The sequence below is a fragment of the Phenylobacterium aquaticum genome (genome assembly GCF_947378715.1).
In the GTDB taxonomy this organism is placed as follows: Bacteria; Pseudomonadota; Alphaproteobacteria; order Caulobacterales; family Caulobacteraceae; genus Phenylobacterium; species Phenylobacterium aquaticum_A.
This window is the reverse complement of record NZ_CANCLE010000008.1, coordinates 1-25,088: the sequence shown is the minus strand read 5'-3', so window position 1 is coordinate 25,088 and position 25,088 is coordinate 1. Positions and strand designations below refer to the sequence as shown.

The 25,088-nt window shown below is 68.8% G+C and carries 20 protein-coding genes, 1 pseudogene and 1 riboswitch; of the genes and pseudogenes, 8 read left to right on the top strand and 13 right to left on the bottom strand.

What is annotated here, in order from left to right; genetic code table 11:
• Window positions 1-381: 381 nt before the first annotated feature.
• Window positions 382-1,536 carry a trans-acting enoyl reductase family protein gene (locus Q7P21_RS02480; protein ID WP_304175582.1) on the top strand — a complete coding sequence of 385 codons (1,155 nt, stop codon included), beginning with the start codon at window positions 382-384 and terminating at the stop codon, window positions 1,534-1,536.
• A gap of 117 nt (window positions 1,537-1,653) precedes the next feature.
• The gene (locus tag Q7P21_RS02475) at window positions 1,654-4,044 is read left to right on the top strand and encodes an EAL domain-containing protein (RefSeq protein ID WP_368670068.1); all 2,391 of its coding nucleotides are present in this window, start codon (window positions 1,654-1,656) and stop codon (window positions 4,042-4,044) included.
• Between the two features lie 4 nt (window positions 4,045-4,048).
• On the opposite strand, the gene Q7P21_RS02470 is transcribed toward Q7P21_RS02475, so the two are convergent.
• The 8 genes from Q7P21_RS02470 to Q7P21_RS02435 all read right to left on the bottom strand — a co-directional run bounded on the left by Q7P21_RS02470 (window position 4,049) and on the right by Q7P21_RS02435 (window position 13,984).
• A complete protein-coding gene (locus tag Q7P21_RS02470) occupies window positions 4,049-4,630 on the bottom strand; it encodes a hypothetical protein (RefSeq protein WP_304163843.1) in 582 nt (193 codons plus the stop codon).
• A gap of 163 nt (window positions 4,631-4,793) precedes the next feature.
• The gene (locus tag Q7P21_RS02465) at window positions 4,794-6,758 is read right to left on the bottom strand and encodes a methyl-accepting chemotaxis protein (RefSeq protein ID WP_304163844.1); all 1,965 of its coding nucleotides are present in this window, start codon (window positions 6,756-6,758) and stop codon (window positions 4,794-4,796) included.
• Between the two features lie 54 nt (window positions 6,759-6,812).
• Window positions 6,813-8,834, bottom strand: coding sequence for a TonB-dependent siderophore receptor (locus tag Q7P21_RS02460; protein WP_304163845.1), 2,022 nt, complete (start codon window positions 8,832-8,834; stop codon window positions 6,813-6,815).
• A 29-nt stretch (window positions 8,835-8,863) separates the two neighbouring features.
• Window positions 8,864-9,394 carry a hypothetical protein gene (locus tag Q7P21_RS02455; RefSeq protein ID WP_304163846.1) on the bottom strand — a complete coding sequence of 177 codons (531 nt, stop codon included), beginning with the start codon at window positions 9,392-9,394 and terminating at the stop codon, window positions 8,864-8,866.
• Between the two features lie 501 nt (window positions 9,395-9,895).
• Entirely contained in the window at window positions 9,896-11,911 is a 2,016-nt protein-coding gene (locus Q7P21_RS02450) for a TonB-dependent siderophore receptor (RefSeq protein WP_304163848.1), read from the bottom strand.
• Between the two features lie 14 nt (window positions 11,912-11,925).
• Window positions 11,926-12,456, bottom strand: coding sequence for a hypothetical protein (locus Q7P21_RS02445; protein ID WP_304163850.1), 531 nt, complete (start codon window positions 12,454-12,456; stop codon window positions 11,926-11,928).
• A 442-nt stretch (window positions 12,457-12,898) separates the two neighbouring features.
• Entirely contained in the window at window positions 12,899-13,531 is a 633-nt protein-coding gene (locus tag Q7P21_RS02440) for a LysE family translocator (protein WP_304163852.1), read from the bottom strand.
• 45 nt (window positions 13,532-13,576) lie between these two features.
• Window positions 13,577-13,984: an MAPEG family protein gene (locus Q7P21_RS02435; protein ID WP_304163853.1), complete on the bottom strand. Its 408-nt coding sequence runs from the start codon at window positions 13,982-13,984 to the stop codon at window positions 13,577-13,579.
• A 137-nt stretch (window positions 13,985-14,121) separates the two neighbouring features.
• Here Q7P21_RS02435 and Q7P21_RS02430 point away from each other — a divergent pair, with 137 nt between their 5' ends.
• Entirely contained in the window at window positions 14,122-14,361 is a 240-nt protein-coding gene (locus Q7P21_RS02430; RefSeq protein WP_304163855.1) for a KTSC domain-containing protein, read from the top strand.
• Here Q7P21_RS02430 and Q7P21_RS02425 read toward each other — a convergent pair.
• Complete coding sequence (locus Q7P21_RS02425; protein ID WP_304163857.1) at window positions 14,346-15,038, bottom strand: MarC family protein; 693 nt, start codon at window positions 15,036-15,038, stop codon at window positions 14,346-14,348. The two genes, Q7P21_RS02430 and Q7P21_RS02425, sit on opposite strands and share 16 nt — an antisense overlap.
• A 76-nt stretch (window positions 15,039-15,114) precedes the next feature.
• Between Q7P21_RS02425 and pyrF the strand changes: the two genes are divergently transcribed.
• On the top strand, window positions 15,115-15,831 hold the full coding sequence (pyrF, locus tag Q7P21_RS02420; protein WP_304163858.1) for an orotidine-5'-phosphate decarboxylase: 717 nt from the start codon (window positions 15,115-15,117) through the stop codon (window positions 15,829-15,831).
• Between the two features lie 16 nt (window positions 15,832-15,847).
• On the opposite strand, the gene Q7P21_RS02415 is transcribed toward pyrF, so the two are convergent.
• From Q7P21_RS02415 to Q7P21_RS02405, 3 genes are all read right to left on the bottom strand, one after another.
• The gene (locus Q7P21_RS02415; protein ID WP_304175579.1) at window positions 15,848-17,857 is read right to left on the bottom strand and encodes a TonB-dependent siderophore receptor; all 2,010 of its coding nucleotides are present in this window, start codon (window positions 17,855-17,857) and stop codon (window positions 15,848-15,850) included.
• Window positions 17,858-18,225: 368 nt separating this feature from the next.
• Window positions 18,226-18,717, bottom strand: a complete 492-nt coding sequence (locus Q7P21_RS02410) for a hypothetical protein (RefSeq protein ID WP_304163862.1) — start codon at window positions 18,715-18,717, stop codon at window positions 18,226-18,228.
• Between the two features lie 91 nt (window positions 18,718-18,808).
• Window positions 18,809-19,006, bottom strand: a complete 198-nt coding sequence (locus Q7P21_RS02405) for a DUF1674 domain-containing protein (RefSeq protein WP_304175577.1) — start codon at window positions 19,004-19,006, stop codon at window positions 18,809-18,811.
• Window positions 19,007-19,153: 147 nt separating this feature from the next.
• On the opposite strand from Q7P21_RS02405, the gene Q7P21_RS02400 reads away from it, so the two are divergent.
• The 4 genes from Q7P21_RS02400 (at window position 19,154) to purH (Q7P21_RS02385) (ending at window position 24,659) form a co-directional block, all read left to right on the top strand.
• Window positions 19,154-20,455: an RsmB/NOP family class I SAM-dependent RNA methyltransferase gene (locus tag Q7P21_RS02400; RefSeq protein WP_304175575.1), complete on the top strand. Its 1,302-nt coding sequence runs from the start codon at window positions 19,154-19,156 to the stop codon at window positions 20,453-20,455.
• 40 nt (window positions 20,456-20,495) lie between these two features.
• Window positions 20,496-21,161 carry a ribulose-phosphate 3-epimerase gene (gene rpe / locus Q7P21_RS02395; protein ID WP_304163867.1) on the top strand — a complete coding sequence of 222 codons (666 nt, stop codon included), beginning with the start codon at window positions 20,496-20,498 and terminating at the stop codon, window positions 21,159-21,161.
• A 9-nt stretch (window positions 21,162-21,170) separates the two neighbouring features.
• Entirely contained in the window at window positions 21,171-22,898 is a 1,728-nt protein-coding gene (locus Q7P21_RS02390) for a heparinase II/III family protein (protein ID WP_304163868.1), read from the top strand.
• 43 nt (window positions 22,899-22,941) lie between these two features.
• Window positions 22,942-23,022, top strand: a riboswitch (ZMP/ZTP riboswitch).
• 23 nt (window positions 23,023-23,045) lie between these two features.
• Window positions 23,046-24,659, top strand: a complete 1,614-nt coding sequence (gene purH / locus Q7P21_RS02385) for a bifunctional phosphoribosylaminoimidazolecarboxamide formyltransferase/IMP cyclohydrolase (RefSeq protein WP_304175573.1) — start codon at window positions 23,046-23,048, stop codon at window positions 24,657-24,659.
• Window positions 24,660-24,701: 42 nt separating this feature from the next.
• Here purH (Q7P21_RS02385) and purH (Q7P21_RS02380) read toward each other — a convergent pair.
• Window positions 24,702-25,088 (bottom strand): annotated as a pseudogene (purH, locus tag Q7P21_RS02380) (bifunctional phosphoribosylaminoimidazolecarboxamide formyltransferase/IMP cyclohydrolase); the annotation flags it as partial.

Below are 25,088 nucleotides of genomic sequence, written 5' to 3'. Positions count from 1 at the left end.
CGTGGTGAATTGGCCATACCGCGCAACACTACTTTGGCTTCGGTATTACGCAGCTGTTTCCATGGCGTTTTCCAATGGCCCTGAATTCGTGACCATGGGCGGTCCTACCGGGCCGGCGCGCCGGATGGAGCGGTCCCCCGCCCTGGCGGCGGGGGACGGGCCCAACGCTGGCGGCGCCGCAGCGTCCAGCTGGCGGAAATCCGCGCCCCCGGCGGGTACGGTCCTGGTCCATTATGTCGCACCCCGGGGCCCCGCGCTGAGGTGCGTCAGAACGTCGCGACCCATGGTTGTATGAGCGAACGGGGTTCGTGGATCGGTGTTTGATCCCGACGGCCGTTCCCGGCATGGTCCCGCCCCAGGCAAGTAAAGAAGGGCCGCGCCATGACCGCGAACGCTGAATTCGACATCATCGTCTATGGAGCCAGCGGCTTCACCGGCCGGCTGGTGGCCGAGTATCTGGCCCGCCAATATGGCGTGGGCGGCGCGGTCAAATGGGCCATGGCCGGGCGCAGCACGGAAAAGCTGGCGCAGGTGCGAGACGAGATCGGCGCACCCAAGGACACGCCGCTGGTGGTCGCCGACGCCGCCGACGCGGCATCGATCGCGGCCATGGTCGCGCGGACCAAGGCGGTGCTGACCACGGTCGGACCCTATCAGCTCTATGGCTCGGACCTGGTGGCGGCCTGCGCCGCGGCCGGAACCGACTATCTGGACCTGTGCGGCGAGCCCGCCTGGATGCGCCAGATGATCGACGCCCACCACGCCACCGCCCAGAAGACCGGCGCGCGGATCGTGTTCTCCTGCGGCTTCGACTCCATTCCCTTCGAGCTGGGCGTCTATTTCCTGGAGGGCGTGGCCAAGGCCAGGCTCGGCGCGCCGGTTCCGCGCGTGAAGGGCCGGGTGCGCAAGATGAAGGGCGGCTTCTCGGGCGGCACCGCCGCCAGCCTGACCGCGACCATGGCTGCAGCCGGCAGGGACCCGTCGATCATCGCCTATCTGACCAATCCCTTCGCCCTGGCCGGCGGTTTCCAGGGCCCGGACCAGCCGCGCGGCGACAAGCCGGAACATGACGCCGACCTGGGCGCCGATGTCGGCCCCTTCGTCATGGCCACGATCAACACCAAGAATGTCCACCGCGCCAACGCCCTGCTGGGCCACGCTTGGGGGACCGACTTCGTCTATGACGAGATGGCGGTGATCGACCCCAACGGCCCGCCGCCCGCCAGCCTGGGCGGCCCCAATGCGCCCAAGCCGGGCGAGGGGCCTAGCAAGGAAGAGCGCGAGACCGGCTTCTATGACGTGCTGTTCGTCGGCGTGGCCGCCGATGGCCGCAAGGTGCGGGCCGCCGTCACCGGCGACAAGGACCCGGGCTATGGCTCGACCTCCAAGATGATCGCCGAGGCCGCCATCTGCCTGGTGCAGGATGCCCCCGAGGTCGCCGGCGGGATCTGGACGCCGGGCGCGGCCATGGGCGACCGGCTGATCAAACGGCTGGTCGACAACGCCGGCCTGACCTTCGTCGACGAGACCGCCTGACCCGGCACGGAGGCTGGGGGGTGAGGCGAGACGTCGCATCCCCGCCTCCGGGGGCCGCTTTGTTTACGCTGGAGACCTCAGACTGGCGCCGATGTTTCGGGCTGGTCCGAGGGACGAATGTTGAATCTGCTGACCTGTCTGGCGACAGAGCATGATCTGCGGCTGGTGCTGGTGGCGGCGGCCGTCTGCCTGGGTGGGTCGCTCACCACACTTCGGCTGTTCTCGCGGCTGCGGGGATCCCGAGGCGGGGCCCGCGCCGTCTGGCTGACCCTGATCGGCTTCGTGGCCGGCGGCTCTGTCTGGGCCACCCACTTCATCGGCATGCTGGCCTTTTCGCCGGGCATCCGGACCGGCTTCGCCCCGGTCGGCACCCTGGCCTCGCTGTTGATCGCCGGCCTGTTCATGACCGCGGCCTTCGCCGTCGCCGCCCGGCGCGGCCTGGGCGCGCGGATCGCGGGCGGGGTGCTGATCGGCGCCGGCATCGGGGCCATGCACTTCGCCGGTATGGGCGCCTATGAGATCCAGGGCCGGATCAGCTGGCGCCCGGACCTGATCGTCACCGCCCTGGCGCTGGGCCTGGGCTTTGGCGTCGCCGCGCTCTGCGCCGCCGGTCGCGCCGCCACCCTCGCGCGCCAGGCCGGAGCCGGCCTGCTGCTGACCCTGGCCATTGTCAGCCTGCACTTCACCGCCATGGCGGCGGTGACCATCACCCCGGACCTGAGCCTGACCGCCCCGACCGTGGGACTGGCGCCCGCCAGCCTGGCGGCGGCCACGGCGGCGGTGGTCAGCCTGATCATCCTGGGCGGGCTGGCGGTGGGCATCGTGGAGACCAGCGCCAACGCCCGGGCCACGGCCCGTATCCGCCGGTTGGTCGACGCCGCCCACGAGGGCATAGCCGTGGTCCAGCGCAACGTCATCGTCGACGCCAACGCCGCCTTCTGCGCCCTGGCCGGCCAACCCATCGAGGAGCTGATCGGCCAGATCCTGGAAGGCGGCCTCCTGACCCTGGAGACCGAGAGCGAAGGTCCGGAGACCCGGCGCGAGGGCCTGTTGCAGCCTCAGGGCGACCGGGCGGCGATCCCCGTCGAGGTGCTGGGCCGCGCCCTGGAGACCCGGGCCGGTGACGAGGAGGGCGATCTGCGGGTGGTGGCGGTGCGCGACCTGCGCGAACGCCATGCCGCGGAGGCGCGCATCCGGCACATGGCCGAGCATGACGGCCTGACCGGCCTGTTCAATCGCGCCGCCCTGCAGACCCGGCTGAGCCACGCCCTGGAGCGGGCGGAGGCGACGGGAGAGAGCCTGACCGTGTTCTGCCTCGACCTCGATCAGTTCAAGGAGGCCAATGACACCCACGGCCACGCGGCCGGAGACGCCATCTTGATCGAGGTCGCCCGGCGGCTGGAGGCCCTGGTCCCGGCGCCGTCCTTCGCCGCCCGCCTGGGGGGAGACGAATTCGTGGTGGTGCAGATCGGCGGGCGCCAGCCGCGCGACGCCATCCGTCTGTGCCACGATCTGATCGCCGCCATGGCCGAGCCCGTGCGGTTCGAGGATCACACCCATGCGGTGGGCGCCAGCATCGGGGTCAGCCTGTTCCCCGAGGACGGCGCCACGGCCACAGCCCTGCTGGCCAATGCCGACCTGGCGCTCTATCGGGCGAAGGCGGCGGGCCGCGGCGGCTATCGGTTTTTCAAGCGGGAGATGGACGACCGGGTGCGCGAGCGCCGGCTGTTGGCCCGCGACCTGCGCGCGGCGATCTCGGCCGGGGACCTGGTGGTCCACTATCAGCCCCAGGCCCGGACCGAGGACCGCGAGGTCCTGGGCTTCGAGGCCCTGGTCCGCTGGAGCCATCCCGAGCGCGGCCTGATCCAGCCCGGGGATTTCATTTCCATCGCCGAGGAGAGCGGCCTGATCGTGCCGCTGGGCGAATGGGTGCTGGGGGCGGCCTGCGCCGCCGCAGCGGCCTGGGCCAAGCCCTTGCGGATCGCCATCAATCTGTCGCCGGTGCAGCTGCACCAGCCGGACCTGCCGGACCTGGTGCGCGAGACCCTGGTCCGCACCGGCCTGTCGCCGCGCCGCCTGGAGCTGGAGATCACCGAGAGCGCCCTGTTCAAGGACTATCAGCGGGCGTTGGACAATCTGCGCCGGTTGAAGGCGCTGGGGGTGCGGATCGCCATGGATGATTTCGGCACGGGCTTCTCGTCGCTGTCGACCCTGCAGTCCTTTCCCTTCGACAAGATCAAGATCGACAAGAGCTTCGTGGAGAACATCGACCGCGACGACCGCGCCAAGGTGATCGTCCGGGCGATACTGGGCCTGGGCCGCAGCCTGGAAATCCCGGTCACCGCCGAGGGCGTGGAGACCGAGGACCAGATCGCCTTCCTGCGCGCCGAGGCCTGCGCGGAGATTCAAGGGTTCGCGGTGGGCCGGCCCGCCCCGGTCGAGACGCTGGGCGACTGGATCAACACCGCCGCCGCGCCGCCCAAGGGACGGCGGGCGCGGGCGGCGTGAGCCGTCAGCTCGCCGGCGGGCGCTGAATCTTCGGGCCCAGATTGGTCATCACCGCCCGGGCGTCGAAAGCCTGGGTGTCGGTGTCCGACTTCGGCCCCTTGGACATCACGATCTCGGCGTTGGCCTCGAAGCGATCGACCGTGTGGACATCCATGCTGTCGCCCCAGAACGGGCCGCCAAAGAACGGATCCCAGCTGCGCCAGCCGAAGCCCGCGCCGTAATAGCGCCAGGACGGGCGCCAGTAGCCGTAGCCTGGCCCGTACCAGGGATGGAACATCGGGTCGGGATCGACATAGGTGCGGCTGGACTTGTCGGTCTTGCGCTCGACCACCGAGAACACATCAAAGCCCTGAGCCACCGTCAGCTCGGCGGCGCGATAGAGCAGATAGCCCTCCACCGTGTCGCGGGAGGTCAGGCTGTTGCCCGCGAACTTCACCCGGAAGCGATTGGCCTCGATCTTGGTCTCGGAGAAGCCGCCGGCCGAGGCCTGCCCGGGCGCAGCCGGCTGATAGGGGGTGGGCGTCGCGCAGGCGGACAGGGTGAGGGCCAGGCCCACACCCAGGGCGGCTAAGGCTTTGGCGGACATGGGGGCGGCCCTCGAACAGACGAACTCTGAATAAGCTGCCGCAACAGATGGACCTAATTGTGGTGGCGGCCAAGCGCTCCAGCAATGTCCAGAAACAAAGACGCGCCCGGCGGGGAGGCCGGACGCGCTTTGGACGTCTAAGCGGGAAGGGTCCGTCTGCGGATCAGAATTCCTGCCAGTCGTCACCTGAAGGCGCGCTCGCCGCGGCGGCGCCGCCGTAGGAGGCCTTCAGCTTCTCAGCCATTCGCCTGGGCGCGGAAGGCGCCGGGCGAGCGCCCGATGTGGCGGGTCGCGGGGAGGAGCGAGCCGGCCGGGAGATCGGTTGGTGGTCGCCGGTGCGGAACTCGCCGATCAGGCGCGACAGTTCGCCGGCCTCGCCCTTCAGGGCGTGGGTGGCGGCGGTGGATTCCTCCACCATGGCGGCGTTCTGCTGGGTGACCTGGTCCATCTTGTTGACCGCGGCATTCACCTCGTTGAGGCCGGTGGCCTGTTCCTTGGACGACGCGGCGATCTCGGTGACCAGGGCGTCGATCTCGGCGACCTGGGCGACGATGGCTTCCAGGGCCTGGCCGGTGCGACCGACCAGCTGGACCCCCTGCCCCACCTGAGTGGAGGAGGCGGTGATCAAGCCCTTGATCTCCTTGGCCGCTTCCGCCGAACGTTGGGCGAGCGCCCGCACTTCGGAGGCGACGACCGCGAAGCCCTTGCCGGCCTCGCCTGCCCGGGCCGCCTCGACCCCGGCGTTCAGGGCCAGCAGGTTGGTCTGGAAGGCGATCTCGTCGATCACCCCGATGATCTGGCTGATCTGGCTGGAGGAGCTTTCGATCTGGCCCATGGCGGTGACGGCCTGGCGAACGATCTCGCCGCCGTCGGCGGCGCCGGTGCGGGCATTGGCCACCACCACCCGCGCGTGGGCGGCGCCTTCGGCCGATTTCTTGACCGTGGCGGTGATCTGGTCGAGAGCCGCAGCGGTCTCTTCCAGGCTGGCCGCCTGCTGTTCCGTGCGCCGCGACAGGTCGTCGGAGGCGCCGGCGATGTCATCAGCCCCGGCGTTGATCTGCGAGGCGTTGACGGTGATCACCTGCATGGCGCTTTGCAGACGCTCCATGGCGGCGTTGAAGTCGGTGCGCAGGGCCTCGTAGTCGGCCGGGAAGGCCTGGTCGATCCGGTGGGTCAGGTCGCCGTTGGACAGGCGCGACAGGCCGTCGGCCAGGGCCGCGACCACGGCGTTCTGGGCCGCCTGGGTCTTGGCGCGCTCGGCCTCGACCGAGGCGCGGGTGGCTTCCTCGCGGGCTTCCATCTCGCGCTGTTCGTCGTGGAGCGCGGCCAGGCGGGCCTGGTTCTCCTTGAAGATGGTCAGGGAGGAGACGATCGCGCCCAGCTCGTCGCCGCGGGCGATCTTGTCCAGATCCTGGCTGATGTCGCCCGAGGCCAGCTTGCCGGTCGCCCCGGCGATGCCCTCGATGGCGCGCTTGACGCCCAGGATGGCCCCGATCGAGATGCCGGCCACGGCCAGCAGGGTGATCAGGGCGCCGCCCATGGCGATCTTGCCCTGCAGGGCGGCGGCGGCGGCGGAGGCGTTGGCGTGCTCGGCGGCGGCCACCTGAACCTTATGCGTGGCGTCGTCGAGGGTGGCGGTCATGCGGGAATACTGGTTCTCGAAGGGCGCGACGAAGGTCGCGGCCGTCGCGAAGTCCATGCCCATCATCGAACCCACGACCTCGATCCCGCCGCGATAGTCGGTCAGGTCCTTGATCAGGCCGTCGAAGGTCTTCTGCTGCTCGGCGGGCATCTTGCCGCGCACCTTGACGAGGTCGGCCTTGATCGTGTCGACCCGGGCCATCAGGGCGTTGAGCTTTTCAGGGATGGCGGCCAGGTCGCTGCCCGCAGCCTGGTTGGTCATCAACAGATACAGATCACCGTGAACCGCGGTGATCTGTTTGGAGATGCGCGCCAGTTCAAGGCTGATCGTCATGTCCTGTTCGACGATGTTGTCGATGGCCTTGGACTGCTGCTGCTGGCTCACCACCGCGCCGCCCGCGACCAGCGCGAGCATGATCACGGCGAAGGCCGGGGCGACGGCCATCTTCACGACAAGTGAGAGGTCGGCGAGACGGAAGCTCTTCATCACGTATCTCCAAAGAGAGGCGGTCCCGCGGCCAAGCCGCGGGACCTAGTCAGATCACCAGGACTTGCCGACGGTGAAGAGGACGCGGCGCTCGGCCATCAGGCCGGAGGGGCCCTTGGCTTGAGATTGCCGCGCGTCGAGCAGGTTCTGGCCGCTCAGGGCCAGTTCGATGCCGTAGGGCGCCTGATAGGCGATACGGCCGCCGAGCGAGGTGTAACCCTTGACCGGCTCAAGCAGGTTGCCGTTGTAGGAGTCGAACTTGGTGACGCTGTGGAGGAAGCCATCCACGGCCCACTTGTCGTTCGCCCAGCCCATGGCCAGGTTGCTGCGATACTTCGGCGTCGTCTGGGCGAAGGCCACCTTGCGCAGGATCAGGACCGCTTCCGTGGTGAAGGGCTCGTTCTTGACGTCGGTGTAGGTGGTGTCGGCGCTCCAGTGGACGCCGTTGTCGTACTTGCCCGAGGCGGAGGCTTCGAGGCCCCACATCTTGGAGTCGCTGACGTTCTTGTAGGAGAAGGTGGTCCAGGTCGTCGCCGTGGCCGGGATGTCGATGGCGGCGGTGGAGAACTGGCCCTTCACGTCCTGGGTGCGCTGGGCGAAGGCCTTCAGGCTGGCCTTGATCTTGAGCGGCGCGAAGTCGTGGTCATAGGCCAGCTCGTAGTTGGTGACGATGGCCGGGTTCAGGAACGGGTTGCCGGTGATCAGCACGCCGGTGGGCGCGGGCGTCGCCGGCGGAATGACCAGGCCGCCCAGCTCAAGCAGGGTCGGCGCCTGGACGCCACGGGCATAGGTGCCGCGCAGGCTGTCGGCCGGGGTCAGCTTGTAGACCGCGCCGAGATTGACGCTGGTCTCCTTGATGTCCCGATCCCACAGGCTGTTGTTCTTCTGGATCAGCGGGAAGCCGGCCGGGAAGGTGCCGTTGCGCTCCAGCTTCAGCTGGTCGTAGCGGACGGCGGCGGTGAGGGCGAGCTTGTCATTGACCGCCCAGTTCCACATCGCCGAGGGCGCCCAGACCGTGTAGCGGACCACGCCGCCGACATAGGAGGCGGTGTCCAGCTGGTTGTCGCGGTGCTCGAGGCCAACCCGGATGGTGTTGTTCGCGCCGATCTTGAACAGATCCTGCAGGCTGGTGACCGTGATGGTGTTCAGGTACCGGCGGCCGGGGGTCAGGGCGTCCAGCTGGTTCTGATAGACCTGGCCCTGGATCGAGCCGTAGTCGGTGTCGGCCGTCAGGGTGGCCTTTTCCGACCAGGTCTTCACCCGGTGAGCGGCATAGGCGAAGGTCGAGATCACCTGGGTCGATTCCAGGTTCGACCAGGAGCCTTCGAGCCGCAGCTCGGCCTTGGGCGTCAGCTGAACGATGGCGTCCAGGTTGGCGTGGACGGCGGACGGATTGAAGATGTTGGCCTTGGTGACGGTGGTGGAGGTGTTCCTCCACTCGTCCTGCTGGTCGGCGCCGCCGGAGACCCGGACGGAGACCTTGCTGCCGACGTGGAAGGTTTCAACCAGCGAGGCGCCGTTGCTCTGGCCGGTGCCGCCATAGACCTCGACGCGGCTGACATTATCGAACTTCGGATTGAAGGTGATGATGTTGACCACGCCGGACACGGCGTTGAAGCCGAAGATGGCGCTGTTGGGTCCGCGGACCACTTCGATCTGGCGGATCTCCGACAGCTGGACCGGCAGGGCCGACCAGTCGGTGTAGCCGAAGTGGTCGAGATAGACCTGGCGACCATTGACCAGCACCAAGAGGCGCGGCGAGCGCGCCTGGTTGTAGCCGCGGATGCCGACATCGGACTGGCCGGCGGCGAAGTTCAGGACGTCGACGCCGGCGACCCGCGCCAGGATGGTCGGCAGGTCCTTGGCGCCCGAGCGGTGGATGTCCGCCTGGGAGATGATGGTCATGTCGACCGGAACTTCAGTGGAGCGCTGCGGCGAGCCGGTGGCCGAGGTGGTGACCGGTTCGTTGAACAGCTCCTGAAGCGAGCCGTAGTCGATCGATTGCGCAGCGGCCGGAAGGGCGGCGGCGAGCGAGAGGCCAGCGGCGACGCTGGCGAGGAGGAAGTTCTTCTTCATGGGAGGTTCCCTGTCCGTTTTCTACGGGCTTAGATTTCAGTGATCATCATGCGGAAGGCGGCCTTGAAGCTCGCCCCGACGGCTGCGGCCGTCGCCCGATTGACGGTGATGTTCACCTTGGGCTCGGTCTCGACGCCCATGGCGCAGGCGCCGGAGCGCACGCAGGCCATGTCGGAGCCGATGGCGATGATCTTCTTGCCCTTGGCCGCCGCGCCGACGGCGGCGTAGTTGACGCCTCCGGTCACGAACAGGGCCTGGACGCCGCTGACGCCGCCGATGTCGCCAGCGTCGATGGGCTTGCCGACCAGGGTCAGAGCCCCGGCCGCGTAGCCGCCGCCGATCGCCGCCATGATGGCGTTCTTCTCAGCGACCGAAGCCGGCTTGGACGAGTCGAACACAACGCCCAGCGTGGCTTTGCCGGTGGGTCCGTTTTCGAGGAAGGTGAGCGCGCGGCCTGCGACCCCAAGGTCCTTGGCGGCGTCTGCGTGGCTGATCCCCGGCGCCGCGAGCGCCAGGGCCGCGGCCGCCGCCGCCAACGGTGTCTTGCATCTGTCGAACATATTTATCCCCTCGCCCTTCTGGGCTTCACAGACGCAAGTGATGGTCTTGTTAAGGGTAAATGTAAGTTAACAGCGGCCCGCCTGCGACAATTTGGACAAATATAAACGCCCTACAGACAGGTACTCAATCCCGGCAATACCGGGTTGATCGCGGCCATACCACGAACAGTGACGTGATTGTTTGGGAACGTGATGCGAGTGAGGAGCGATTTTGCTTTGGTAATAGCTAGATCGATCGCCCGTTGTCGCAATTTGTATTTGTCATGTCCGATGGGTTCAATTGGCATGACTTGGGTAGGACAGCCCCTGAAGTCATGACTGAGCTTGGGGCCAATACTGGTTCTGGACAGTTTGTCGCAGGGGTCGAAAACCGCTGGGATGTGAGTTCCGCTGGGCCCGCGACCCGATCGAATCAGCCGCGCCCTTGAGGATCTGAAGGAAAAGCCGGCTCCGCAGGGGGGGTTGCGGAGCCGGCTCCAGGTCAGGCTAGGCGACGGGGGGTCACCAAGCCTTGCTGACGGAGAGCAGGACGCGCCGCTCGGCGGCGAGACCGCTGGTCTGGTTCTGACGATCGCTCAGCAGGTTCTGTCCGGCGACCGCCAGGGTGATCCCGTTGGCGGTCTTGTAGCCAAGCCGAGCCGAGAGGCTGGCATAGGCCTTCACAGGGGTCAGGGCGCTGGTGACCACATCTTGGAACTTGTAGTCGCCGACATAGTGCAGGTTGGCGTCAGCCTCCCAAGCCCCATGCTCCCAGTCCATCCCGATATTGCCGCGCGCCTTCGGCGTGGTCTGTTGGAAGGCGACGCCCCGGGCGAAGGTGTTGATGCCCGCGAACGGCGAGTCCTTCACGCTGGTGGCGGTGTAGTCGGCGCGCCAGCCCAGCTCGGGGGTGAACCGGCCGGTGGCTGTCACTTCCGCGCCCTTCAGCTTGGAGTCCAGGCCGTTGATCTGGGTGAAGCCGCCATTGGTGGTGGCGCTGGGATAGAAGTCCAACGAGCCGGTGCTGATGCCGGTCTTGATGTCCTTCCAGTCCTGGTTGAACAGGCGCACACCCAGCTTGGCCTTGATCGGGGCGAAGTCGTGGTCGTAGGCCAGCTCGTAGTTGGTGACGATCGAGGGCCGCAGCTTGGGATTGCCGACGATGTCCAGGGTGATCGGACCCGCCGCGATCGGCAGCTCGAGGCCGCCGAGTTCGATCAGGCTGGGCGCCTGGACGCCGCGGGCATAGGACAGCCGGAAGGTGTCCGCGCTGGTCGGCCGCCAGGCGACCGTGGCGTTGGCGCTGGTCGCGGTGATGTCGCGGTTCCAAAGGGCGTTATTGCCGTTCGGCGCGCGGGGCAGGAAGGGCCCGGAGCGGTCCAGCGACATCTTGTCGACCCGCATGGCCGCAGTGGTGGTCAGCTTGTCATTGACCTGCCAGTTCCACATGCCCGACAGCGCCGCCACGTCATAGCTGACGTCGGCCTTGTTGACCGGGGCGACATTCAAGGTGTTGTGGCGATATTCGCCACCCAGCCGGAAGGTGTGGGCCGTGCCGACCTTGAACAGGTCCTGCAGGCTGGCCACCGTGATGGTGTTCTTCCAGAAAATGCCGCCGGCGATGGAGTATTTGGCGGTCAGCTGGTTCTGATAGACCTGGGCCTGGATCGAGCCGAGCTGGGTGTCCGAGGTGACCGTGGCCTTCTCGGAATTGGTGATCATCTTGACCACGGAGTAGGAGGCGCCGGCGGCGCGGCTGTCTTCCTGGATGTTGGACCAGGAGCCCTCCATCCGCAGTTCGGTCTTCTCAGCGAGCTGGGCCACGACGTCCAGATTGGCTGAGGCCGACCGGGGATCGTGAAGCTGGTCCTTGGTCGGCTGGGCGCGGGTGCTCGCCCACTCGTCCTGGCTGCTGCCGCCCACCGTGAGGCGGGCCGAGACGGCCTGGCCGAGCTTGAAGGTGCTGACCAGGGAGCCGCTCTTGGCGCCCAGGGTCCCGCCACGGGCGGTCACCACGTTGGTGGGGTCGAACTTCGGATTGTAGGTGATGATATTGACCACGCCGGACACGGCGTTGAAGCCGAACAGGGCGCTGTTCGGGCCCTTCACGACCTCGATCTGGCGGATCTCGTCGAGCTGGACCGGGATGGTGGCCCAGATGGTCACGCCATAGTGGTCGAGATAGACCTGACGGCCATTGACCAGCACCAGCAGGCGCGGCGAGGAGACCTGGTCATAGCCACGGACATTGACGTCCGACTGGCCGGCCGAGTGGTTCAGCACGTCGATGCCGGCGACCCGCTGCAGGATGCCCGGCAGGCTGGTCTCGCCGGAGCGGCGGATCTCATCGGCCGAGATGATCTGCATGTCGGCCGGAGCTTCGGTCGAGCGCTGCGGCGAACCGGTGGCCGAGGTGGTCACGGCCTCGCCGAACAGCTCCTGCAGGGAGCCGTAGTCGATGGATTGCGCGGCCGCCGGCATGGCGGCCATGAGCGCGAAGCTGGCGGCGACGCCAGTCAGAAGATGGGTCTTGTTCATGTCTGGGCCCCCGCTCAGATTTCGTTGATCATCATGCGGAAGGCGGCCTTGAAGCTCGCTCCCACGGCCGCGGCCGTGGCCCGGTTGACGGTGATGTCCACCTTCGGATCGGTCGACACGCCCATGGCGCAGCCGCCCGAACGCACGCAGGCCGGATCGGAGCCGATGGCGATCAGCTTCTTGGCCTTGGCTGCGGCGCCGACGGCGGCGTAGTTCACGCCCCCGGTCACGAACAGGGCCTGGACCCCGCTGGCGCCGGCCACGTCGCCGGCTTCGATCGGCTTGCCCACCAGGGTCAGGGACCCGGCTGCGTAGCCCGCGCCGATCGCGGCCATGACCGCGTTCTTCTCGGCTACCGAGGCTGGCTTGGACGGATCGAACACCACGCCCAGCGTGGCCTTCCCCGTCGGACCGTTCTCCAGGAAGGTGAGCGCGCGGCCCGCCACCCCAAGGTCCTTGGCCGCGTCGGCGTGGCCGATCCCTGGCGCCGCGAGCGCCAGCGCTGCGGCGAGCGCCGTCAGCGATGTCTTGAATTGAGTGTGCATCTGTTCCCCTCGCCCATGACAGGCCGATGAGCGGAAACATGACGCGACCTAAAGCGAAATTCAAATATGCCCGACGTTTCTACACTCAAATAGCAAATATAGTTTCTCCATTACTGACACCATATCTCGCCATACTTTCGGTTAAACAGCTATTTGTGCCGGCCATACCAGAGGATGGTGGGTGCGTTAGCAATGATGATCACGATTTTGGACAATCCTGCGCGGAGTGTTTTTGGTGAACACTCGCGTTCCGGCCGGATGACTTAGAGCATTAAGCAAGTTCAGGCGCGGTAGGGCCGGCGGGAATTTCTCGTCCGCCCCCCGGGGCTAGACTTGGCTGGACATCTTGACGCACCCGTTTCGGGCCGGACCCAAATCGGGTCTTTCGTGCGCTTATTCAAGATGTTGCCCCCAAAATGGAGGTGCGGCCAAGGGCTGGCGACTAGTGGCGCAGCGCCATCAGCGTCGCCGCCGCGCATAACAGAAGCCCGACTCCGGTCTGGAAGATCCGCCGAAACCGGGGCTCGGTCATGCGATCGGCCAGGGCGGCGCCGCCCAGGCCATAGGCGCTCATCGAGATGATGTCGAAGCCGATGGTGGCGCAGCCGAAGGCCAGGAGCTGGGCCGGCAGGGGTCGGCCCGGGTCCAGGAAGGGCGGCAGGACGGCGGTGAAGAACAGCACCGCCTTGGGGTTGGAGATCTGCACGGTGAAGCCGTCGCGAAAGGCCGAACGCCCGGGCCTGACGCTCAGCCGGGCCAGGCCGCCGCCACCCTTCTGGGCCGCGATCAGGGTCTTCAGGCCCAGCCAGGCGACATAGGCCGCGCCGGCCAGGGCGATCAGGTGGAAGGCGCGGGGAAAGGCCAGGATCAGTCCGCCCAGGCCGAGGGCGGCGGCGGAGAACCAGACCAGGGTGGCCGCGTTCATCCCCGCCACGGCGGTCAGGGCCGCAGCCTTGCCCTTTTCAGCCCCGGTGGCGATGGCGAAGACATTGGCCGGTCCAGGGGTGATGGCCATGACGACCATCACCCCCAGAAAGGCGGCGTAGCGGGCGGGATCGACGGGTGGCGCGGTCATGTCGCCCGCCAGATAGACCGCCCGGGCCGCGTCCGAAAGGCTTGCTCAGTAGGTGCCGGTCGAGACCATCGTCCAGGCGATCTTGCCCAGCGCCCCGAACAGCAGGACGGCCACGGCCAGGGACTGGACCAGGAAGCCCAGCTCGCGCTTGCCCGGATCGGCGACATAGCCGAGGGCGTAGAGGATGCGCCCGACGATCCAGACCAGACCGGCGAGGGCGGCGATCCGGTCATCCCAGAACACCGCGAACAACCACAGGCTGGGCAGGAAGATGGGCAGCCACTCCAAGGTGTTGGCCTGGACCCGGACATTTCGCTCCAGATGAGGGTCGCCGGTCATGGCCGGGGCCTTGATGCCGGTTTTTTGACGGGCGCCGCCCACCCGCATCCCCATCCAGAAATAGACAAGCAGCGCCAAAAGCGTGACGATCGCGACTTCGTAGTGCGGTTCCATATGTTCCCCCTGTTTCGGCCCTGGATTTGAGTGTCGGCCGCTTGATGGTGAAGTTCGCATAACGGACGTCTCGCGGGAACCTTCCTGCGGCGTCCGGGCGTTTTCCTTCAAACCCACGGCCATCCAGGAGGTCCCGGATGCAACCCGAGTCCCTTTCGATCGCGGCGATCGCCTATGACGCGGGGCGCGCCAAACTGACCATCCAGTTCGAGGACGGCTGCGCCTACATCTATGTGGGGGTGCCGGGCGAGGTGCACCGCAGCTTCCTGGACGCCGGCTCGCGCGACGACTTCTTCGCCGACGAGATCTGCGACCAGTATCCCTATAACCGGTTCGAGGCGCCGCTGGGACGGGGCGAGGGTCAGAGCGCGTCCTGATAGGGGGCCGAGGCCTTCTTCAGGATCACCCCGTGGGTGGCGTCGGCGATCCCGGCCATGACGAACTGCACCGCCATGGCGCAGAGGATCAGGCCCAGCACCCGCACCACGATGGTCATGCCGATGCGGCCCATGACCCGGCTGATCAAGGGGCTGGCCCAGAAGGACAGCATCACCGACAGCGAGATGGCGGCGATGACGCCCAGGCCCACGGCCGCGCCGGCCAGGCCATAGTCCTTGGCCTCGCTGGCGTAGATCACCACGGTGGAGATGGCGCCCGGGCCGATCAGCAGCGGCATGGCGAAGGGCACGATCATCCGCTCGAAGCGCTTGCGCGCATGAGCCCGGCCCTCGCCGACCTCGCCGTCACCCGCGCCGGAGAAGGTGGCGACGAAGTCCTCGCGGGCCATGTCGAGGCCGAGCAGGAACAGGATGATGCCGCCGGCGATCCGGAAGGCCGGCATGGAGATGCCGAAGAAGGCCAGCAGGCTGACGCCGGTGAAGTAGAAGAAGGTCAGGAAGAACAGCACGAAGATCGCGATATAGATGGCGATCAGCCGTGAATCCTTGCCGCGCACGCCGGCCGTCGCCGCCGCGAACAGGGGCACGTTTCCGATCGGATCGATCAGGGCGAAGAGCGCGACGAAAAAGTTGACCGCGAAGTTCTGAGGGCTCATGGGTCGCTCTTAGCCCAATTCGCCGCGCCCGCCGACCTCTTGCTGGAGGCGGGCTCATCCTGCCTGGAGCCCGCCCATGTCCAGCCTCGTCGCCGACCTGCCGGTCAAGGCCGATCCCCGCCTGATCGTGCCGCTCGATCTGCCCACCACGGACGAGGCCCGCGCGGTGGTCGAGGCCCTGGGCGAGGCGGTCAGCTTCTACAAGGTCGGGCTGGAGCTGTTCGCGACCGACGGCATGGCGCTCGCCCGGGCGCTGAAGGCCCAAGGCAAGCAGGTGTTCCTGGACTGGAAGCTGCACGACATCGGCACCACGGTGCAGCGAGCCGCCGCCGTGCTGGCCGACACCGGCTGTGACCTCTTGACCGTGCATGGCGAGCCGCAGGTGATGGCCTCGGCCGTGCGCGGCCGCGGGCGATCGGACCTGAAGATCCTGGCGGTGACCGTGCTGACCAGCCTGTCGGACGCCGACCTCGTCGAGATGGGCTATGCCGCGACCGCCAAGGCCCTGGTCGAACGCCGCATCCACCAGGCGCTGGACGCCGGCTGCGACGGGGTGGTGGCCAGCCCGCATGAGGCGGCGCTCGCCCGGGCCATCGGCGGCAAGGACTTCCTGGTGGTGACGCCGGGCGTGCGGCCCGACTGGGCGGCCAAGAACGACCAGGCCCGGGCGGCGACGCCGGCCGACGCCATCAAGGCCGGCGCCTCGCACATCGTCTGCGGCCGGCCGATCACCGGCGCCAACGATCCCCAGACCGCCGCGCGCCGGATCATCGCGGAGATGGCGGGGGCCTGAACCCCCGCCAGGGCGCTCACCAGCTCCGGCTCACCGAGAACAGGATCCGGCGCTGGGCCGCCAGGCCGGTGGACTTGGCCTGGAACTGGCCGTCATCCAGCAGGTTCTGGCCGCTGACCGCCAAGGTGAGTCCCGAGGCGGTCTGATAGCCGACCCGCGCGGCCACGGAGGTGTAGCCGGCCACGGGTTCCAGGGTCTGGGTGGCGGTGTAGGAGTTGAACTTCGAGACGGCGTGGACATAGGTGTCGACCGTCCAGCGCGTGTTGGTCCAGCCCAGCGACAGGTTGCTGCGATATTTGGGGCTGGTCTCGCCGAAGGCCGCCAGACGCGTGATCGGATTGTAGCCGGCGATCGGCTTGTCCTCGATGTCGACATAGGTGGTGTCGGCGCTCCAGCGGAACCCCTGGCCCAGCTTGCCGCTGGCCTGGAGCTCGAAGCCCTTCATCCGTGACTTGCCGATATTGAGATAGGTGATGGCCGGATAGGTCGTGGCCGTCGCCGGAATGTCGATCTGCAGCTTGGAGACCCCGCTCTTCACGTCCTCGGTGGTCTGGGCGAAGGCCTTGAGGCCGGCCCGGGCGCGGATCTGGGGCAGCTCGCGCTCGTAGGCGATCTCATAGCTGGTCACCAGGGCCGGCTGCAGGTTGGGATTGCCCAGGGTCGCCACACCCTTGGGCGGGGCGGTGGTCGGCAGCACCTGGCGCGAGCCCAGTTCGACCAGGGTCGGGGCCTGGACGCCTCGGGCGGCGGTGAGCCGCAGGGTGTCGACATCGGTCATGGCGACCACCGCGCCCAGATTGGCGCTGACCTTGTCGATCGACTTGTCCCAGGCGGCGTTGTTGGTGACCTTGACCCCGACGGGAAAGGTCCCGGTGCGGCTGAGCTTGAGGCTGTCCAGGCGCACGGCCGCGGTCAGGGCGAGCTTCTGGCTGGCCTGCCAGTTCCACATGGCCGAGGGCGCGAGGACCGTATAGCCGACCTCGCCCCCGACCACCGGCGTCGTATTGACCTTGTTGTCGCGATATTCGAGCGCCAGCCGCACGGTGTGGGCGGTCCCGATCTTCAGCAGGTCCTGCAGCTTGGCCACCCAGATGGTGTTCTTGTAGTGCAGGGGGGCGGCCAGGGAATCCAGCTGGTTGATATAGGCCTGGGCCTGGAGGGAGCCATAGGCGGTGTCGGCGTCCAGGGTGGCCTTGACCGAGCCGGTCTTCACCCGGTGGGCGACATAGGAATAGCTCGACAGCATCTCGGTCTGGCCGGAATTGGACCAGGAGGTCTCGATGCGCAGGTCGGTCCTGGGCGCGATCTCGGCGACCACATCGGCGGCGGCGCGCGTCGCCCAGGGATTGGAGAGCTGGGTCGCCAGGATCGCCGGGTTGGAGTTGGACCACTCGTCCTGCTTGTCGGCGCTGATCGACAGCCGGCCGCTCACGCCTGGGCCCATCGCCACCGTCTGGACCAGGCTGGCCGAGGCGTAGCCCAGGCCGCCGGCCTGGACCGAGGCGCTGTTGGCCTGGTCGAATTTCGGGTTGTAGGTGATGATATTGACCACGCCGGAGACGGCGTTGAAGCCGAACAGGGCGCTGTTGGGCCCGCGCACCAGCTCGATCTGGCGAATCTCCTCGAGCGCCACCGGCAGGGTGTGCCAGTCGGTGTAGCCGAAGTGGTCGAGATAGACCTGGCGGCCATTGACCAGCACCAGCATCCGGGGCGAGCGCGCCTGATCATAGCCGCGCACGCTGATCTCGGCGGCGCCGGCCGCGAAGGGCAGGATGTCGACCCCGGCGGTTCGCGACAGGATGGTGGGGATGTCTGTGGCGCCCGAGCGCTTGATGTCGGCCGCCGAGATGATGGTCATGTCGACCGGCGCCTCGGTGGAGCGCTGGGGCGAGCCGGTGGCCGAGGTGGTCACAGCCTCGCCGAACAGCTCCTGCAGGGAGCCATAGTCGATGGATTGCGCCGCGGCGGGCGTGGCGGCCAGCAGCGCGAGGCCGGCGGTGAGGCACAAGACGCGTTTGTATGGCATGAGCATTGTCCGCCCCTGTTGTGGTTCAACTTGGCGGATAGCAGCGCATAGGCGTGGTAAACGGAACTTAACGACCCAATTTGTCGCAGGTTGTGCGCGGCAACGGGCTTAGTATTGTATAACTATATATCCCGTCATACTTTTGGTCATTCAAGATATATTTCCGGCTCTACCTTCGTAGAGTGATGCGAGAGATACCTGTGAACCATAATATACGGAGGTCGATTTTCGGTCTTGGGCGCGAACCTCTCGATTCTGGCGAAACTGTAGGCGGCGAGACCCGGTCATACCGAAGACCCGGCCTCAAGCTCTGCTGTCAGGTCGGCGCGGCTTTGCAGTCTTGTGGACGAATTGTCGCACATCGCGCCTCAGGGGTGGCCTGAGCAGGACCCACAGCCTGAACCATGCCCACCGCCGTGGCCGCCATGTCCGCCGCCGCCCATCCGGATGCTGACCTGGCTGCTGGCCGACGCCGAAGCCGAGGCGCGCGCGCTGGCCCTGGCGCTGGACGAGGCGCCGGACCCGGCGAAGCCGCCGTCCATCACCATGTAGCCGCCACCGCCATAGCCGCCTTCCGGGATCGGGCCGACCCCGCCGTCATAGCCGAAGGCCGGACCCAGGGTGATGGCGCCGACGCAGTCGCAGGGACCGCAGGCGCGAGGGTCGCGGCAGGGGGGCGGAGCCGCCTGGGCGCAACAGGGCGGCGCGCCGCAACAGGCGCGCGGGGCGCCATAGTGCTGGGCCGCATAACCATAGGTGGGCACATAGAGATCGGCGGCGACGGCCACGGGCGCCCAGGCCGCCGACATCAGGGCCAGAACCGCCAGGCTCCGCGCCAGGATGGACTTCAACAGGGACATGGGCCGCAACTCCGCCGGATTTCTGCAAAATCCTAGGCGGGCGCGGGGGTTGGAGCGACTGCTCGCCCCTGAGGGGCGAGGCGCACTCGCCTCAGAAGTCGACGGCGATGCCCTTGCGTTCCCAGTCGCCGAAGCGCGTGGGCTCGGGCCCCGCCGGACCGCCCTCCTCCGGCGGCGGGGCCGCCAGGGCGGCGGCGGCGCGGCGGGTCTGCGCCTCCTCCAGCGCCCGGCGGGCGGCGGGGGTCAGCACCTTGTCCGGTGCGGCGTGGGGCGGGGTCTCTTCGGTCATGGCTGATATCTAGGGCTTCCGCATGGAGCCGGCCAGGGGGAAGGGACGCGGGATTCGCGCCGATTCCACCCCGTCGCCGCGACCTTGGCGGGCGAATTCGACGCCGGCGGGCTTGCGCCCGGGCTCCGAAGGGGGCACGCCGCGCCGGTGACCGATCTCAACACCTCAGAAGACGGCGGCGAAATCCGCGGCCTGGCCGCCCGCCGCGCCGCCCTCGACCTGCTGACCGCCGCGCTCGCCCGCCGCACCGGCCTGGAGGAAGCCTCCAGCACCGGCGCCTTCCGGGGGCTGGAGCCGCGCGACCGCGGCTTCGCTCGCGCCCTGACGCTGGCCACCCTGCGCCATCTGGGCCCCATCGATCGGGCCCTGGACGCCAAGCTGGCCAAGCCGCCGCCGGAGGCCGTGCGCAACATCCTGCGGCTGGGCGCGACCCAGGCCTTCGCCATGGGCGCCCCGGCCTATGCCGCCGTCGACGCCACGGTCGGCCTCGCCGCCTCCCAGGCCGCGACCCGGCCGTTCAAGGGCCTGGTCAACGCCGTGCTGCGCGCCCTGACCCGCGACCCGCCGGACATGAGCGACCCCGAGGCCCTGGCTCCGCCTTGGCTGTTCGCCCGCTGGCGCAGCGCCCACGGGGAGGAGACCGCCCGCGCCATCGCCGCGATCATCTCCCAGGAGCCTGCCACCGACCTGTCGCTCAAGGCCCCAGACGCCGGCCTCGCCGAGGCCCTTGAGGCCGAGGTCCTGCCTAGCGGCACGCTGCGTACGGCTCTGCGCGGCGACGTCTCCGCCTGGCCGGGCTTCGATGACGGCGCCTGGTGGGTGCAGGACGCCAGCGCGGCGATCCCGGCGCGCCTGCTGGACGCCCAGGCCGGCCAGACCGTGCTCGACCTCTGCGCCGCGCCCGGCGGCAAGACCCTGCAGCTGGCCGCCACCGGGGCGACCGTCACCGCCCTGGATCGCTCCGCCGCCCGGCTGGAGCGGCTGAAGGAGAACCTGGAGCGCACGAGCCTTTCCGCCGAGACCGTGGTCGCCGACGCCGGCGCCTGGGGCGATCCCAGGACCTTCGACGCCGTGCTGCTCGACGCCCCCTGCTCCGCCACCGGCACCTTCCGGCGCAATCCCGATGTGCTGTGGGCGGCGCGGCCGGGGGACATCGCTTCGCTGGCCGCCGTGCAGTCGCGGATGCTGGACGCCGCCGCCGGCCATGTGAAGCCCGGCGGACGGCTGGTCTATTGCGTCTGTTCGCTGGAGCCCGAGGAGGGCGAGGCCCAGACGGAAGGCTTCCTGGCCCGCCATCCTGAGTTCACAATTCAGCCCGCCACGCCGGGCGAGGCCGGCGCGCCCGAGGCGAGCCTGGCGCCCAATGGCGCGCTCAGATTGCTGCCGCACCAGCGTCCAGGCGGCTGCGACGGCTTCTATGCCGTGCGTTTCCACCGCAGCGGTCAATAGAGGGGTTGGCCGGGGCGCGCGGCGCGGTTAATCCGGAGACATGACCGCACGCACCCCGATCATCGCGCCCTCCATATTGGCGGCGGACTTCGCGCGCCTGGGGGAGGAAGCGCGGGCCGTCCAGGCGGCGGGCGCCGACTGGCTGCATATCGACGTCATGGACGGCCACTTCGTGCCGAACATCACGCTGGGCCCCGACATCGTGAAGGCGCTGAAGCCCCACGTCTCGATCCCGATGGACGTGCATCTGATGATCGCCCCGGTCGACCCGTTCCTGGAAGCCTTCGCCGAGGCCGGCGCCGACATCATCAGTGTCCACCCGGAAAGCGGCCCCCACCTGAACCGCACCCTTAAGCGGATCCGCGAGCTGGGCGCCAAGGCCGGCGTTGTGTTCAATCCCTCGACCTCGCCCTCGGTGATCGAGTGGATGATGGACGAGGTCGACCTGATCCTGGTGATGTCGATCAATCCGGGCTTCGGCGGCCAGAAATTCATGCGCTCCCAGCTGGCCAAGATCACCCGGCTGCGGGAGATGATCGACGCCACGGGCCGCGATATTCCACTGGAGGTCGATGGCGGGGTGACGCCGGAGACCGCGCCGCTCTGTATTGCCGCCGGGGCCACGGCCCTGGTCGCCGGCACCGCCGTGTTCAAGGGCGGGGCGCAGGCCTACGCCGCCAACATCGCCGCCCTGCGCGGCGGATAGGACCTGGCCATGGCGGGCGGGCTTCCGGCTCTGACGCGCCTGCCCGGGGGGACCTTCGCGCTCGCCCTGGCGCTGGGCGCGCGCCGGCAGCTGATCCGCGAATGGACCGGCAATCCCTGGCACCGCTGGCGGCTGACCCGTCCCCGGCCGACCGGCCTGGCCGCCACGCCGCATGATCCGCGTCCCGTCGACCTGGAATCCGGACGTCGCGTCCTGGCCGGGCGCTTCCAGTTCGGCGGCGTCACCCTGGACACCGGGGTGCGCGGCGATCCCTGGGACCGGCCCAGCCCCTCCAAACGCTTCGCCCAGTCCCTGCACGGGCTGGACTGGATGGGCGACCTGATCGCCACCGGCCAGGCCGGCTGCGCCGAGGGCCTGCGCCTGGCGCTGGACTGGAGCCGGGTGTTCGGCCGCTGGAACGGCTTTTCCTGGGACCCGGAGCTCCTGGAGCGGCGGGTCTTCAACCTGGCCTGCGCGGCGCATCCGATCTGCGCGCTGGCCTCCGACGCCGAGAAGGCCCAGATCGCCCTCGATCTCGCCCGCCAGGCCCGCTGCCTGCTGGACGCGCTGGACGCGCCCGTCCACGCCGCCGAGCGGGCGGTCTCCGTGGCCCTGGCCGGCGCGGCCCTGGCGGGAGAGGCCGGGGAACAGTTGATGGACCGGGGCCTGATCCGGCTGGAACGCGCCCTGCAGGCCACCGTCCTGCCCGATGGCGGCCACGCATCCCGCTGTCCGGCCGCCGCGCTTGAGCTGTTGTTCGACCTGCAGACCCTGGACGACGCCCTGGTCCAGCGCGGCGTCGCCGGACCCGACGAGATGATGCGGGCCATGGACCGGCTGGCCGGGGCGGTGCGGTTCTTCACCCTGGCCGACGGCGGCCTGCCGGCCCTGCAGGGGGGCGAGGCCCTGACCCGGTCCTATGTCGCCGCCGCCCGGGCCAGCGAGGACGAGCAGGGTCGCCTGCCGGCCACCCGCAACGGCTATCACCGGATGGAGAGCAAGAGCCTGCAGCTCCTGGCCGACGCCGCCCCGCCGGCCGAGGGACCCTGGAGCGTCACCGCCTGCGCCCAGCCCCTGGCCGTCGAGGTGCTGGCCCACGGCAAGCGGCTGATCACCTCCTGCGCCTGGTCGCCGATCGCGGCCGCGCCCCAGGGCCTGCGCCTGGCTGACGGCGCCTCGACCCTGTCGATCGCCGACGCCAGCTGCGGTGATCCCCTGCGCGGCTTCCAGGCCGCCGCCCTGGGCGCGCGTCTGGCCCGGGTCTATGACGCCGTGGAGCAACGCAAGCACGAGGGCGAGGGCGGGCTGTGGCTCGAGCTGTCCCACGACGGTTGGGCCAAGGCCTTCCGCCTGCGCCACGAGCGCAGGCTGTTCCTGGACCTGGGCGCCGACGAGCTGCGCGGCGAGGACCGGCTGACGCCCCTGACCGACGCCGCCGCCGCAGAGGGCGCCCGGCGCTTCGCCCCCTTCTTCCTGCGCTTCCACGTCCACCCGGATGTCCGCGCCAGCCTGGCCCGGGACGGCCGCAGCGTGCTGTTGCGCGCCGAGGGCCAGGAGACCGGCTGGTGGCTGCGCAACGACGCCCAGGAGGTGTCGGTCGAGACCTCGGTCTATTTCCAGGACGGCCAGCCCCGCCGCGCCCACCAGGTGGTGCTGCGCGGTCACGCCCGGCTCGACGCCGGCGCCCGGGTGCGCTGGAAGCTCGCCGCTGCGGAGGCCTGGCCCCCGCCGCACTGAGGCCTCGCCGCATTGACGCGACCCTCGGCTGGGCCTAGACCCCCGCCATCCGCGTAACTGGCGATTGAAGGTGGGACACCACCGGGGAGCGCGGGGTCTTCTGCCGCGCGCCTGGGCGTTTCCGTGTTGGTTTCCCAGGAGAACGCCATGCCCGCCGCCCCCGATTTCCCGCAAGCTCCCGACCGTGCGCCGATCCGCCGCGCCCTGATCTCGGTCTCCGACAAGACCGGCCTGATCGAGGCGGCCAAGGTGCTGGCCGCCCACGGCGTCGAGCTGATCTCCACCGGCGGCACGCGGGCCGCCCTGGCCGCCGCCGGCCTGGCGGTGAAGGACATTTCCGACCTGACCGGCTTCCCCGAGATGATGGACGGCCGGGTCAAGACCCTGCACCCCATCGTCCATGGCGGCCTCCTGGGCGTCCGCGACGCGCCCGACCACGCCAAGGCCATGGCCGACCACGGCATTGGCGGCATCGATCTGGTCTATGTGAACCTCTACCCCTTCGAGCAGACCGTCGCCGGCGGGGCCGATTTCGAGACCGCCGTCGAGAACATCGACATCGGCGGCCCGGCCATGATCCGTTCAGCCGCCAAGAACCACGGCTATGTCTGCGTCTGCACCGAGCTGGCCGATGTCGAAGAGGTGCTGGAGGAGCTGAAGACCCAGGGGACCACGGGCCTGGAGCTGCGCAAGCGGCTGGCCGCCCGCGCCTATGCCCGCACGGCGGCCTATGACGCGGCCATCTCCACCTGGTTCGCCAAGCAACTGGGCGATGAGGCCCCGCGCCGCCGGGCCTTCGCCGGGACGCTGGTCCAGACCATGCGCTATGGCGAGAATCCGCATCAGTCGGCGAGCTTCTACCGCGAGGAGAACCCGCGCATCGGCGTCGCCACCGCCCGCCAGCTGCAGGGCAAGGCGCTCAGCTACAACAACATCGCCGACACCGACGCGGCCATCGAGCTGGTCGCCGAGTTCGCGGGCCATGATCGCGCGGCCGTGGCCATCATCAAGCACGCCAATCCCTGCGGCGTGGCGCTCGGCGCCGACCTGAAGACGGCCTATGAGCGCGCCCTGCAATGCGATCCGGTCTCGGCCTTTGGCGGCATCGTCGCCGTGAACCAGCGGCTGACCGCCGAGGCGGCCCGCGAGATCGTCAAGGTGTTCACCGAGGTGGTGGTGGCGCCGGGGGCCGACGACGAGGCCATCGCCATGTTCGCGAGGCGCAAGGACCTGCGCCTGTTGATCACCGGCGGCATGCCAGACCCCTTGAGCACCGGCGACCTTTTCAAGCAGGTGGCCGGCGGCTTCCTGGTCCAGAGCCGGGACAATTCACACCTGACCGCCGCCGACCTGAAGATCGTCACCCAGCGCCAGCCGACGCAGGCCGAGGTGGCCGACATGCTGTTCGCCTTCACCATCGCCAAGCACGTGAAGTCCAACGCCATCGTCTTCGCCAAGGACGGCCAGACCGCCGGCATCGGGGCCGGCCAGATGAATCGTCGCGACTCGGCCCGCATCGCCGCCATCCGCGCGGCGGAAGCCGCTGAAACCGCCGGCCTGCCCCAGAGCCTGGCCCAGGGTTCGGCCTGCGCCTCGGAAGCCTTCTTCCCCTTCGCCGACGGCCTGATCCAAGCGGCGGAAGCCGGGGCCACGGCGGTGATCCAGCCCGGCGGCTCAATCCGCGACGCCGAGGTCATCGCCGCCGCCGATGCGGCCGGGGTGACCATGGCCTTCACCGGCGTGCGGGTGTTCCGGCACTAGGAAAACGCGCACCTCCCCCGCTGGGGGAGGTGGCCCCGCCCCCTACTTCGGCTTGGTCAGGCCGTGCGCGTCGGCCGCTTCGATCACCGCCGCGTCGCCCATCGAACCGCCCGGCTGGATCACCGCCGTGGCGCCCGCTTCGGCCGCCTGGATCAGGCCGTCGGGGAAGGGGAAGAAGGCTTCGGAGGCGCAGGCCGAACCCAGGGCCAGGCTCTGCTTCAGCCCCGCCGTCTCGGCGGCCTCCGCCGCGCGGATGGCGGCGATGCGGGCGCTGTCGCGTCGGTTCATCTGGCCGGCGCCGATGCCGGCGGTCTGGCCGTCCTTGGCGAAGACGATGGCGTTGGACTTCACGTGCTTGGCGATAGTGAAGGCGAACAGCATGTCCTCGATCTCCTGAGGGGTAGGCTGGCGCTTGGTGACGATCTTCAG